Here is a 13,619-nt window from a genome sequence, read left to right as displayed (position 1 = left end):
GAGATTTAGTCATTTGAGGATTAATTGTTTGAGTTTAACTAGGCGAATGCTTGGCTGCTTGGTGATCCTGCCCTGCGTCCTGTTGGCGCCAGCCACTTATGCTGAGATAAGTATTAGTGAAGTGCAGCCACTTAAATTCCCCACAGCATTAATGCACTTTAATAAAAATACTGTTGTTGAAGTGAACTGGAAAGGCGAGATTGGCAACAGCACTAATACCACATTATTAGATGATGATTACCACCAAGGGCGCTACCTAGTGACCTCAGACACCAACTTGCCCATTAGCTTGGATTTTATCTCTCTGGCTAATGAGCCTTTTGTTGATTTGAATCGAATTAGAGTGAGGTACAAGAATAAAACTTATACTTCTTTTCCTGTTTCCGGCTTAGTCAATCCAGGTGTTAATGGCGAGTTTGTTGAGATAGGTGCCAAGTTGATTGCTAATAAAAAAAATTCACAAGGGGTTAAAAACCCTCAATATATAATATCAATCCAAGAGCAATAGCCAGCTATGCCCCCCGCAACAATGGCGGTTTTCATTTCGTTACAGGGACCTTTGTAGCGGTGAGATAAGCGCAGGGTTTCCCCCGATCGCATGGTGATCTCAGCATCGCCACAGGCTACTATCTAAGTCGTTCATCTAGTGCCGATATCACACACGTATGCTGCTTAAGTGTTACTTAAATGTTACTTAAATGTATCTGTATGGTTATCGCCTGCGTGTGTTGTTTGAATTAACTTGTCCTATCTCAGTTGGTTTCCCCAATCTGTGATGTATTTAAAATTTAATTTAGCTAACTCATTTTAACTGCCTACCAATGAAAAAAATTTGCTGCGAAGCATGGTAAGTCATAATTGCTTTCCATCAGGAGCAATTGACTGAAGCCGACTCAGCTGTAATTTTTTATTGGTGGTGTAAACGGACTTTTTAAGGATAATCAATATGTTCAAATTAAATTATTTTGCCTTGCTTGCGGTGTCACTGCCGATTTTTGCGGCCAGTGCAGCTAGCCCATCAAAATTGGTACAAACAGATACATCAAATTTTGTTGAAAACCAATATATCGTGGTATTCAATTCAGCGGCTAACGCTATGTCTAAAAACGCGTTCAAGGCACAGCTTGCCGCCAATGCCGATTCATTGGTCAATAAATATAATGTGAAAATTAAACTTCGTTTCGATGACGTGCTTAATGGCGTTGTGGTAACCGCAGATAAACAGCAACTTACACAACTGTTACAAGATGAAAATATTAATTATATTGAACAAGATCAATATATTACTTTAGATCCTGTGATGTCGACTAAAGCGGTGCAAAATAATGCAACTTGGGGTTTAGACAGAATCGATCAACATGACTTACCGCTAGATACTAACTACAACTACCAAGAAGATGGCAGCAATGTGACGGCTTACGTTATTGATACGGGTATTCGCAATAGTCACCAAGAATTTGGTGGACGTGCAAGCAGTGGCTATGACTTTGTCGATAATGACAATGATGCCAGTGACTGTAATGGTCACGGTACCCATGTTGCCGGCACTATCGGTGGCTCTACCTGGGGCGTTGCTAAAAACGTCAATCTTGTGGGTGTAAGGGTATTAAACTGTAGCGGTTCAGGCACTTACTCTGGGGTAATCAATGGCATTAATTGGGTGAATAATAATGCGGCCCACCCTGCGGTTGCGAACATGAGTTTAGGTGGCGGCGTTTCACAAGCGATAGACGATGCGGTTAACAATTTAGTCAGCTCTGGGGTTACCACAGTGGTTGCGGCAGGAAATAGTAATGCCGATGCTTGTTCTTTCTCTCCAGCAAGGGCGGTACAAGCCATTACAGTTGGCTCCACCACGAATACCGATGCACGCTCTAGTTTTTCAAATTATGGTAGCTGTTTAGATGTGTTTGCGCCAGGCTCTTCAATTACTTCAGCCTGGTATAACAGTGATAATGCCACTAATACCATTAGCGGTACATCCATGGCAGCCCCCCATGTTGCCGGTGTTGCGGCGTTATATTTAGATGAAAATAATAGCCTAACACCCGCGCAAATTGACTCGCTAGTGAGCAGCAGAAGCACCAAAAATAAAGTGACTAATCCTAATGCTGGCTCGCCCAACGAGCTGGTGTATTCACTTAATGATAATAACTTAGCGCCGCAAGTGGAGTATCGTGCTCATGTTGCCGACTTGGGCTGGTTAGCCTGGGTTGAGGACGGGGCGACAGCTGGGACTACGGGGCAAAGCCGCCGTATGGAAGCGAGCCAAATGAAATTAGTGAACTCCACTATGCAGATTTGCTATAGCGCCCACGTGGCTAATATTGGTTGGATGACGCCTGTGTGTAATGGCGCCGTGGCTGGCACTACAGGGCAGAGCCGTCAAATGGAAGCCACCAAAGTCTGGCTTAATAATGCCCCCGCTGGCTGTAACATTGAATACCGTGCCCACGTTGCTGGTATGGGATGGTTAGGCTGGGCACAAAATGGCGCTCAGGCGGGCACCACTGGCCAAAGCCGTCGAATGGAAGCATTACAAGCTAAGTTGACTGGCAACTGTAACTAGGCGTTGCCTCGTTAACTAGCTTTAAATCAACAATAAAAAGGCCAGCTTAGTTAAGCTGGCCTTTTTGTGTGCTGAGCAAGATTAAATCTTGGCGAGCTCGATTTTTTGCTCGTTCAATTTTTCAATATCACGGCTTAAGTCGGTCATCTTGGCGCGTTCTTTATCGATAACGGCGGCTGGGGCTTTGGCCACAAAACCTTGATTCGATAATTTGCCTTCGATGCGGGCAATTTCTTGGGCTAGCTTTTCTAACTGCTTGTCGATACGGGCCATTTCCGCGGCCACATCGATCAAGCCTGCCATTGGAATGAGTAGCTCCATGTCGCCAATAAATTGGGTGGTGGACATGGGGGCGGTTTCACCTTCAACAAGTATGGTGATGGTTTCCAATTTCGCAAGACTCGTGAAGAAGGCTTGGTTAGCTTCAAGACGGATACGGTCTTGGTAGCTCACGCCGCGCACTAGGGCATTCAGTGGCTTAGAAGGGGCTATGTTAAGCTCGGCGCGAATATTACGCACAGCGACGATAACTTGTTTCACCCACTCAAGATCTGCCATGGCATCATTGTCCACAAGCTCAGCTTGATAGCTTGGGAAGGTTGCAAGCATCAAGGTATCGCCAGTCACGCCAGCGAGTGGCTTAACCCGCTGCCAAATGGTTTCAGTGATGTAGGGCATGATGGGGTGCATCAAACGCTGCATCTTCTCAAGCACTGTCACTAAGGTATGGCGAGTACCGCGCATTTGCGCTTCGCTGCCGTGTTGCATTACCGGCTTTGTTAGCTCCAAATACCAGTCACAGAATTGGTTCCAAGTGAACTCGTATAAGGTGTTGGCGGCTAGGTCAAAACGGTAGGCGGCCATATGGTCATCGAAGGTTTTCACGGTTTGGTTAAATAAGCCGATGATCCAGCGATCCGCCAATGACAGCTCCATGGCACCAGGCTTGCCATCAACTAAGAGTTGACCACAATCTAACGGCTCACCAGCGGCGTTGCTTTCAGGATCGGCTTGCACCTCTGTGTTCATTAACACATAGCGTGAGGCATTCCATAACTTGTTACAGAAACTGCGGTAACCATCAAGACGCTTCATGTCCCAGTTGATGTCGCGGCCCGTCGATGCCATGGCCGCTAAGGTAAATCGCAGTGCATCTGTGCCGTGGGCTTCGATGCCTTCGCTAAATTCTTTGCGAGTGCTCTTTTCAATTTTGGCGGCAAGCTGCGGCTGCATCATGTTGCCAGTGCGCTTTTCAACTAAGGTTTCAAGCTCGATGCCGTCAATCATATCTAGTGGATCGAGCACGTTGCCTTTAGATTTTGACATCTTGTTGCCGGCTTCATCACGAATTAGCCCTGTGACATACACGGTTTTAAAGGGCACCTGTGGTTTGCCGTTTTCATCCTTGATGAAATGCATTGTCATCATGATCATCCTGGCAACCCAGAAGAAGATGATGTCAAAACCTGTGACCAATACATCGGTTGGGTGGAAGGTTTTTAAGTCTTCTAAGTTGTCAGGCCAGCCTAAGGTTGAGAAGGTCCACAGGGCCGAGCTAAACCAGGTATCTAATACGTCATCGTCTTGGCGCAATACGGCAGAGTCCGCAAGCTTATGCTTAGCGCGCACTTCGGCTTCATTGCGGCCCACATAGACCTTACCGTTTTCATCGTACCAAGCTGGAATGCGGTGTCCCCACCACAACTGGCGCGAAATACACCAATCGTTAATGTCGCGCATCCAGGAGAAATACATGTTCTCGTATTGCTGGGGCACAAACTTAATTTCACCGGTTTCAACCGCTTCGATGGCGGTTTTGGCCATAGACTGAACCGCAACGTACCACTGATCTGTCAGTAATGGCTCAATCACCACCCCTGAGCGATCGCCATAGGGCACTTTTAAGCCGTGGGGATCGATTTTGCCAAGTAAACCTAAGGTCTCAAACTCTGCAACGATAGCATCACGGGCTTTAAAGCGGTCAAGGCCAACGTAACGCTCAGGTAGGGCAAGTTCAACGTCTTTGTTTGGCGTGCCATCTGTGTTGATGACTTCTACAAAACTGCGCACAGCGGCATCTAGAGTGAAGATGTTGTACATAGGCAATTGATGACGCTTACCGACTTCATAGTCGTTAAAGTCATGGGCTGGGGTGATTTTCACACAACCTGTGCCAAATGCCATGTCCACATAATCGTCGGCCACAATGGGAATTAAACGATTAACGATGGGCAATAGAATGAATTTGCCAATGAGTGACTGGTAACGCTCATCATCTGGGTGCACGGCGACGGCGCTGTCACCCAGCATGGTTTCTGGGCGGGTGGTGGCGACTTCTAAATAGTCTTTACCATCGGCTGTTAATGCGCCTTCAGCCAAAGGATAGCGAAAATGCCACATGTGGCCTTGCTTCTCTTTGTTTTCAACTTCTAAGTCTGAAATTGCGGTATGAAGCTTAGGATCCCAGTTAACTAGGCGCTTGCCACGGTAAATGAGTTCATCATCATAGAGGCGCACAAACACTTCTTGAACGGCTTTAGACAGGCCTTCGTCCATGGTGAAACGCTCTCTGTCCCAATCGACTGAGGCGCCCATACGGCGAAGCTGTTTGGTGATAGTGCCGCCAGATTGTGCTTTCCAGTCCCACACTTTATCGATAAAGGCATCACGGCCCAAATCATGGCGAGTCTTGCCTTCTTCGGCTTCGAGTTTGCGCTCAACCAACATTTGGGTGGCGATACCGGCGTGGTCAGTACCCACTTGCCAAAGGGTGTTTTTGCCCTTCATGCGTTGATAGCGGGTTAAGGTATCCATTATGGTGTCTTGGAAGGCATGGCCCATGTGCAAGCTACCGGTGACATTCGGCGGCGGGATCATGATGCAATAATTGCCTTTTGACTCATCGCCATGGGGCTTGAAGTAACCTTGCTCTTCCCAGTTTTGGTAAAGGGCCTGTTCGATAGACTTAGGGTTGTATGTTTTTTCCATGGGCGCGTTATATTCTCTATCTAAATTAAGTGTTTATATGGCTAATGCTTGAGTGCTCGGGTTAATGCCAGTACTTTGATATTGACGGTAGCGACTGCGGGCAATGCGCTTAAGTTCATCATCATTAGCGACAAAATCGATAATATGGGGCAAGTTTACCGCAAAAGCGGGCATCTGGTCTGCAAGATTAATCAGAAGCTGGCGACTTTTATTAGGCCCAAGCTTATCAAAACCAATTTCCACTGGCGCACCTGTCATTGGGCCTTCACCTTTAAGGTTGTGGGGCACAAAGGCTGTGGGTTCAAATTGCCACAACAACTCATCGATGGCATAGGCCTGTTGTTTATCTTGGCAGTGGATGTATATCTCTTGTTGCTGACGATAGGCTCGCTCAGCGAGACGACAAGCTGCCAGATAAACCGCCTCTAATGCAGGCATGGGCTCATGCTCAGGAGAGGGGGTGTCTGGCATAAGGTAAAATATGGCTTGAGTCATGATCCCACTGCATTATTTGACGAATAAATTAGCCCAGAAGTTTACACTAAAGGGCGCTTGGAGTCATGGGGCTAGGGTTAGATAATCTTAGCGATGACGGCATAACACATAGCCGTCACATTGAGGATTACAGTGAGCCAGAAAATCCCCTTGAAGGGTTGTTTGATGGATTTATGCCTCAGCCATTGTTGGGCTAATATTGCCCCAGGCCAGCCGCCAATTAACCCCAACAGATGCAGGCTACTTTCTGGGGTGCGCCAGCGATTTTTTCTGGCGGCGATTTTATCTAAGGCGTAAACCAAAAAGGTCATTAAGCTCAAGCCAAGGTAGGCGATTAACACAATAAAAGGGATATTGTTGGTCAGCTGTAAGAGCAAAAGCGCGATACAAAAGCTTAGCATCACAACATAAGGGAATAGCCGCTGATTTCTTTTAGCGCCTTGGCTGCTTTTGAGTTTATCGCCAGTCAGGGTCGCGTTGGCCGCAGTGGGGCGACCTTGCTTATCAGCCACTAGGGCGTAAGTAATAACATCATCTTCTTGAGGTCTGCGACTGGCATTTCGTAGCGCACTGATGTGCAAGAATACCTCAGGGCCTGTGAGGTTAGGGCGAATAAAGCCAAAGCCTTTATCATCATCCCAGCGTACTAGTTTACCTTTCACCCTCATGCGTTCAAATCCATCTGTTTGGCAAACCCTAAGCTGCTCTCTATTATCATGATAAAGCAGAGTATAACTATTTTTACGCGTTGAGCGAAATCCAAAGTGTCATTGTATAAATTCGGTGGGTGATTTTGAATTCGAGTGGCGAATCGGCACTAAGCAGCGTTCTACTTGATGCATCTGACCCATAAGGAGATGGGAAATGTCAGTATGATGTAGGGATCATCATTGACCATGCCATCGCAGCATTGGTGAGTCCCTTCACATCAGACGGGATGTTCGAGGGCTCATTGATGGCTCTTGAACTAACAAGACGCTGGCGTGTTGACAAGTAAATGCCATAGCGAGCCTGTACTAGCGATGCTGGGATTAAGTTATTTTGGTTTTTTAACGCAGTCTCTGTCCCAAAATAGGTTAGGGAAGACTTCTGAGGAGGGATCTCTTGACTGCAAAATGTATTGTGTAGTCTTTGAGAGGGCAACGGTGGAGCACTGAAATAAAGAAGTGAGACTGTGGGCGTTTTCGGCTGTAGGTTAATGCAAATGGATATCGCTAATCGTTAAACTGAAGAAACAAAAAAGCCTCGCATTGCGAGGCTTTTTTGTTTGTTCTTTCAAAGTTGCGTCTGGTACAGGTGAAAAGATTTGAACTTTCACGCCCTTGCGAGCACCAGCACCTGAAGCTGGCGTGTCTACCAATTCCACCACACCTGCAATGTCGCATCACAACTCTTTGTTATCAGCCGCCTTGGCCACTGATGTAAAAGTGGTGCCCGAACCCGGAATCGAACCAGGGACACGAGGATTTTCAATCCTCTGCTCTACCGACTGAGCTATTCGGGCGACGGACGCAATTTAAAGGGTTTTGCCTATTTGAGTCAACCTGTTTTTTGTCTTTTTATTAAAAAGTCGTTCGTTTGAGTAACTTTTATTCGTCTTGCTGGCCTTTTGAACAAGTGAGATCCAATAGATGGGCTTGATGTGATTAGCCATTATATTGCTGCAAACTTTGTTCTAGGCATAAAAAACGCTCCGAGGAGCGTTTTAAGTTAATTTCATTAAGCTTACTCGGTGGAAATTAGTTGCTGAGCATTTCATTGCTTGGGAAGTTTGCCTTCAGCACAGTCAATACATTTTGTTTTAACTGAGTTTGGCCCAATTCCTGATACGCTTCTGCCATGATTTCAAGTGCGCGTTCTGTGGAAGGTGTATTTGGGAATTTCTCCATCACAGTTTGTGCACGAACCGCCGCGGCACTCCAAGCATTCATCTTGATATAGTATTCTGCTACGATCACAGAATAGTTAGCCAAACGGTTTTTCAAATATTGCATACGTTGCTGAGCATCGGCGGCATACTTGCTGTTTGGGTAACTTTTAATGAGTTTGTCGAAATCTTTGAAGGCATCTTGAGCATTTTTTGTGTCACGATCTGTGCGGTCAATATCTAACATATCGTGAAATAAATAATTATCTGCCTGCATATTAGTTAAACCACGCATATAATGCACGTAGTCGATATTTGGGTGGGTTGGATTTAAGCGTAAAAAACGGTCAATATTGGCCAACCCAGAGGCGGCGTCATCCATTTTATAGTAAGCAAAAATGAGATCTAACTGTACTTGGGTCTTATGTGGACCGAATGGATAGCGAGAATCTAATGCTTCGAGTGAACGAGCGGCTTTAGAATAATTACCTAGTTCCATTGAGGTTCTTGCTTGAGCATAAAGCGCTTCTGGCGACTTTTTGTTAGCAATGTCAGCATCTTCGGGGCTGCTGCTACAAGCTGTAATAGCGAGTGACAACATAACTAGGGCGGCACCTTTGGCAAATTTATACATACTTGAATTCAATTCTTTTTTAAGTTGTTGTTAAGAATTTTTCCATTTCACGATAAAATAGAAAACATCCGATTGTAACAGATAGCACATTTACTTTGGACCCCTAAAATGGGGTACGGTTCCTATGACACAAGAGATTAATCTAAAAAGCGAGATCACAGCAACACAAACAGGCTTGAGATTAGACCAAGCTTTGGCCGAGTTGTTCCCTGACTATTCCCGCACGCGCATCAAAGAATGGATCTTATCTGGTGCAGTTTATGTCGACGGTGTAAAAGTCGACAAGCCTCGCGAGAAGGTACTAGAGTCGCAACAAATTGAGATAGAAGCAACATTTGAAGAAGAAGTTAAGGCAAAAGCGCAAGCAATTGACTTAAATATCGTCTACGAAGATGATCATATCATTATCGTTAATAAGCAAGCCGGTCTTGTGGTACACCCAGGTGCAGGTAATGCCGATGGCACTTTGATGAATGCGTTATTGCATCATTGTCCTGCCATTGAAATGGTGCCTAGGGCGGGCATTGTGCACCGTTTAGATAAAGACACCACAGGTTTAATGGTGGTGGCTAAGACGGTTGAAGCACAAACTCACTTGGTCGCTGCTTTGCAGGCCCGTGAAATAGTGCGTGAATATGAAGCCATAGTCCTTGGTACTATGACAGCCGGCGGCACAGTGGATGAACCCATTGAACGTCATCCGACTAAGCGTACTCAGATGTCAGTGCAGCATGGAGGCAGACCTTCGGTGACGCATTACCGTGTTTCTGAGAAGTTTCGTGCTCATACCCGTTTGCGTTTACGCTTAGAAAGCGGTCGTACTCACCAAATCCGTGTACACATGGATTACATTGGTCACGTATTGGTTGGCGATCCTGTCTATGGTGGCCGTCCCAAACCGCCTAAAAATGCGAGCCCAGAATTTTTTGATATCTTGAAAAACTTTGGCCGTCAGGCTCTGCATGCGGTTAGGCTTGAGCTAGCTCATCCATACACACATGAAATCATGAGCTGGCAAGCACCTATCCCTGAAGATATGGTGATGCTGACTAAAGCACTGCGTAAAGATACCGAAGAGAATCCAATTCAGTATCTTTAATACCAATCACATTAATTATGTGATCTATCAGAGCCCCTCAAGCTTTTCAATTCAAGGCGCATTAATGCAGTAAGGGTTATTCCCTTTCAAATTAATGCAACGAAGAAGTGGAACGCTTGAGATGCTCCCGAAGGGCGGGTTTCAAAGGGGATTTCTCTGCGTTGAAGACTTTTGACATAGCACCACTATGCCTTCAAGCCTTCGCCTTGATTAATCCCCTTTGAACTCCCGCTGAATGACCAGATAATTAATACGATTGGTATAACACTGAGAATATTTGCTATGTTCACTCACGCTTGGCCCATTCCTAACAATGTGTCCATCGCCATGACAAGTCGTCATGGCGGCGTGAGTCAATTTCCTTTCGACAGCCTTAACCTAGGTACCCATGTGGGCGATGTGTTAGCCGATGTGCTGATGAATCGTCAAAGGTTACAAGCATCACTTAATTTGTCTACGCCCATCACTTGGCTTGAACAGGTTCATGGCACACAAGTGCTAGATTTAGCCGAGCTGAGTACTTATGTGCTTTCAAACGATAGCGTGAACACTAGCTCTGCTAGCGATTTACGCTTCGATGCGGTCTATACGAATTTACCTAAGCAAGTGTGTGCGATTATGACGGCCGATTGCTTGCCCATTTTGCTTTGCGACACAGCAGGCACTGAGGTGGCGGCCATTCATGCAGGTTGGCGTGGCCTTTGTAACGGCGTTATAGAAGCCACAGTGGCTAAGTTTCAAACTCTAAGCACCCATATTATTGCTTATCTTGGGCCTGCCATAGGGCCGCAAGCATTTGAAGTTGGCCCAGAGGTGCGTGAAGCATTTTGTGCAAGAGACTTGTCCGCGGCGCAATACTTTCGCCCTAATGGCGAAAAATATTTGGCTAATCTTGAAGGGTTAGCCCAACTGAGGTTGCAGGCACTGGGCATTCACAACATCTACTGTGCTAGTGTGTGTACTTTCACCGATGCAAATTATTTTTCTTACCGTAGAAGTCACCCAACCGGGCGCATGGCATCATTAATCTGGCTTAACTCAAACGCTTTATCTACGTCGCCGAACTAAACCTTAAGCTTAAGACGCTGCGGCCATAACGAAAATGTACAATTGAAAACAGCGTTTAGCACGCATTTTTGAATAGATAAACTTGAAAATATTTTTTATACCCCCATCTTAATGGTAAGCGTATAAGGCGTTTCACTCCGTTAATTACGCACCCTTTTCTTTTATTCTTTTTTGGAGGCCCCATGAGACTCGATCGAATGACCAACAAGTTTCAGATTGCCATTTCAGATGCACAATCGTTAGCGCTGGGGCGTGATCATCAAATAATTGAACCTATTCATCTGATGATGGCGTTGCTGAATCAGGACTCAGGCTCCATTCATCCCTTGTTAACCCAAGCTGGGATTAAGGTGAGTGCCTTACGCTCGGCCATCAGCCAAGAATTAGAGCGCTTGCCCCAAGTGGAAGGCACAGGTGGCGATGTGCAATTATCTCAAGGGCTCATTCGTCTCTTAAATCTGTGTGACAAGTTGGCGCAAAAACGTAAAGACAAATACATTTCTTCTGAGCTGTTTATTTTGGCGGCACTGGAAGGTAATGATGCCTTAGCCCGCAGCTTAAAAGATTCTGGCGCGACCACAGAATTATTAGAAAAAACCATAGAGAATATTCGCGGCGGCCAGAAAATGGACGACCCTAATGCCGAAGATCAGCGCCAGGCACTGAAAAAGTTCACCATAGATCTCACGGAGCGTGCCGAGCAGGGTAAATTAGACCCTGTTATAGGTCGCGACGAAGAAATTCGCCGTACCATTCAAGTGTTGCAACGCCGCAGTAAAAATAACCCTGTGCTCATTGGCGATCCTGGTGTGGGTAAAACTGCCATAGTCGAAGGCTTAGCTCAGCGTATCGTAAACGGTGAAGTGCCAGAAGGGATCAAGAACAAGCGTGTGTTGTCGCTGGATATGGGCGCCTTGATTGCAGGCGCTAAATATCGCGGTGAGTTTGAAGAAAGATTAAAAGCCGTATTAAATGAGCTTTCTCAAGAAGAAGGCCAAGTGATTCTGTTTATCGATGAGCTGCATACCATGGTCGGCGCCGGAAAAGGTGAAGGGGCTATGGATGCGGGGAATATGTTAAAGCCAGCGTTAGCCCGCGGCGACTTGCACTGCGTTGGCGCCACCACCTTAGATGAATACCGCCAATATATAGAAAAAGATGCTGCGTTAGAGCGCCGCTTCCAAAAAGTCTTGGTTAATGAGCCGAGTGTGGAAGACACCATAGCGATACTTCGTGGCCTTAAAGAAAGGTATGAGTTGCACCATCATGTGGAAATTACCGATCCGGCAATTGTGGCTGCAGCCTCTATGTCTCATCGTTACATTTCCGATAGAAAATTGCCGGATAAAGCCATCGATCTCATCGATGAAGCAGCGTCTAGCATCAGGATGCAAATTGACTCTAAACCTGAAGTCTTAGACAGGTTAGAGCGCCGTGCTATCCAGTTGAAATTAGAAGAGCAAGCCTTAAGTAAAGAGACAGATGATGCCAGTCGCAAGCGATTGGAACATTTACAGCTTGAGCTAAAAGACGTTAGCGCCAAAGCGTCAGAGCTAAATGAAATTTGGCACACAGAAAAAGCGGCCCTTGCCGGTACTCAACATATTAAGGCGGATCTGGAGCAAGCGCGAATGGATTTGGATGTGGCAAGGCGAGCCGGCGATTTAACCCGAATGTCAGAGTTGCAGTATGGCCGCATTCCTGAGCTTGAAAAGCAACTGGATTTAGCATCCCAAGCCGAAATGCAAGACATGACCTTATTGCGCAATAAAGTGACTGACATTGAGATTGCCGAGGTGCTGTCTAAAGCCACTGGCATCCCAGTGTCGAAAATGCTTGAAGGCGAGCGAGAGAAACTGCTGCAGATGGAATCGGCACTGCATGAGCGAGTGATTGGTCAGTCTGAGGCGGTTGAGGCAGTATCCAATGCCATTAGGCGCAGCCGCGCCGGACTTGCAGACCCGCAGCGGCCCATAGGTTCATTCTTATTCTTAGGCCCAACGGGGGTAGGTAAAACTGAGCTGTGTAAATCTTTAGCTAAGTTTTTATTCGATACCGAAGCCGCCTTGGTGCGCATCGATATGTCTGAATTTATGGAGAAACACTCAGTGTCTCGTTTAGTGGGCGCGCCTCCTGGTTATGTGGGTTATGAAGAGGGCGGTTATTTAACCGAATCGGTTCGTCGTAAGCCTTATTCGGTCATTTTGCTCGATGAAATCGAAAAAGCCCATCCGGATGTGTTCAACATCTTACTGCAAGTGTTAGATGATGGCCGCTTAACGGATGGTCAGGGCAGAACGGTAGATTTTAAAAATACCGTGATTATCATGACTTCAAATTTGGGTTCTGACATTATCCAAGAAGGTTTTGGCACCTTAAGCTACCAGGAAATGAAAGCCGCTGTGATGAATGTAGTGACTCACAGCTTTAGACCCGAGTTTTTAAATCGTGTCGATGAGTCTGTGGTGTTTCATCCTCTGGATAAAGAGGATATTAAGCACATAGCGGGAATACAGATAGGCTCCCTACGCAAGCGTTTGCAAGAAAAGGATTATGAGTTATTGGTTACCGATGCGGCGCTGTCCTTGATTGCTGCTGCAGGTTTTGATCCCGTTTACGGTGCAAGGCCATTAAAGCGGGCCCTGCAACAGCAAGTGGAAAATCCACTGGCCCATAAGTTACTTCGTGGTGAGTTAGTGCCTGGAACGACCATTAAACTGGACGCTGATAATGGTCAGTTAGTGTTTAAGCGCTTTAAGGTTTCAGGCTAGGCATAGTGTGATCACACTTTATCCCGTAGGTGTGGGTTAAACGATTTAATCGCCTAAACAAAAAAGCTAGCTAAGCACAAGGTGCCCGGCTAGCTTTTTTATTGGCCTGCTTCTGCCTTGAGTAATGA

9 protein-coding genes and 2 tRNA genes are annotated in these 13,619 nt (G+C 46.2%); 5 read left to right on the top strand and 6 right to left on the bottom strand.

Annotated elements, in window-relative coordinates:
* The first annotated feature begins 28 nt into the window (after positions 1-28).
* Positions 29-508 (top strand): hypothetical protein, encoded by a 480-nt coding sequence (locus SDEN_RS14925; RefSeq protein ID WP_157599865.1) that lies wholly within the window; start codon positions 29-31, stop codon positions 506-508.
* Positions 509-946: 438 nt separating this feature from the next.
* The gene (locus tag SDEN_RS14920) at positions 947-2,569 is read left to right on the top strand and encodes a S8 family serine peptidase (protein WP_011497296.1); all 1,623 of its coding nucleotides are present in this window, start codon (positions 947-949) and stop codon (positions 2,567-2,569) included.
* A gap of 81 nt (positions 2,570-2,650) precedes the next feature.
* Here the strand turns inward: SDEN_RS14920 and SDEN_RS14915 are convergent, their stop codons facing one another.
* From SDEN_RS14915 to SDEN_RS14890, 6 genes are all read right to left on the bottom strand, one after another.
* Positions 2,651-5,557, bottom strand: coding sequence for a valine--tRNA ligase (locus SDEN_RS14915; protein ID WP_011497295.1), 2,907 nt, complete (start codon positions 5,555-5,557; stop codon positions 2,651-2,653).
* A gap of 33 nt (positions 5,558-5,590) precedes the next feature.
* Entirely contained in the window at positions 5,591-6,052 is a 462-nt protein-coding gene (locus SDEN_RS14910) for a DNA polymerase III subunit chi (protein ID WP_011497294.1), read from the bottom strand.
* Positions 6,053-6,129: 77 nt separating this feature from the next.
* Positions 6,130-6,720 (bottom strand): DUF1294 domain-containing protein, encoded by a 591-nt coding sequence (locus SDEN_RS14905; protein WP_011497293.1) that lies wholly within the window; start codon positions 6,718-6,720, stop codon positions 6,130-6,132.
* Between the two features lie 620 nt (positions 6,721-7,340).
* Positions 7,341-7,427 (bottom strand) — tRNA-Leu (locus tag SDEN_RS14900).
* 53 nt (positions 7,428-7,480) lie between these two features.
* Positions 7,481-7,556, bottom strand: a tRNA-Phe gene (locus SDEN_RS14895).
* 235 nt (positions 7,557-7,791) lie between these two features.
* Positions 7,792-8,553 (bottom strand): outer membrane protein assembly factor BamD, encoded by a 762-nt coding sequence (locus tag SDEN_RS14890; RefSeq protein ID WP_011497292.1) that lies wholly within the window; start codon positions 8,551-8,553, stop codon positions 7,792-7,794.
* A 124-nt stretch (positions 8,554-8,677) separates the two neighbouring features.
* On the opposite strand from SDEN_RS14890, the gene rluD reads away from it, so the two are divergent.
* From rluD to clpB, 3 genes are all read left to right on the top strand, one after another.
* Complete coding sequence (rluD, locus tag SDEN_RS14885; RefSeq protein ID WP_011497291.1) at positions 8,678-9,652, top strand: 23S rRNA pseudouridine(1911/1915/1917) synthase RluD; 975 nt, start codon at positions 8,678-8,680, stop codon at positions 9,650-9,652.
* A gap of 282 nt (positions 9,653-9,934) precedes the next feature.
* Positions 9,935-10,720: a peptidoglycan editing factor PgeF gene (pgeF, locus tag SDEN_RS14880; protein WP_011497290.1), complete on the top strand. Its 786-nt coding sequence runs from the start codon at positions 9,935-9,937 to the stop codon at positions 10,718-10,720.
* 182 nt (positions 10,721-10,902) lie between these two features.
* Positions 10,903-13,491 carry an ATP-dependent chaperone ClpB gene (gene clpB, locus SDEN_RS14875; protein ID WP_011497289.1) on the top strand — a complete coding sequence of 863 codons (2,589 nt, stop codon included), beginning with the start codon at positions 10,903-10,905 and terminating at the stop codon, positions 13,489-13,491.
* The last annotated feature ends 128 nt before the right edge of the window (positions 13,492-13,619 follow it).

Source organism: Shewanella denitrificans OS217 (genome assembly GCF_000013765.1).
In the GTDB taxonomy this organism is placed as follows: Bacteria; Pseudomonadota; Gammaproteobacteria; order Enterobacterales; family Shewanellaceae; genus Shewanella; species Shewanella denitrificans.
Note: the sequence above shows the minus strand (reverse complement) of the source record. Positions and strands in the feature narration are given on the sequence as shown.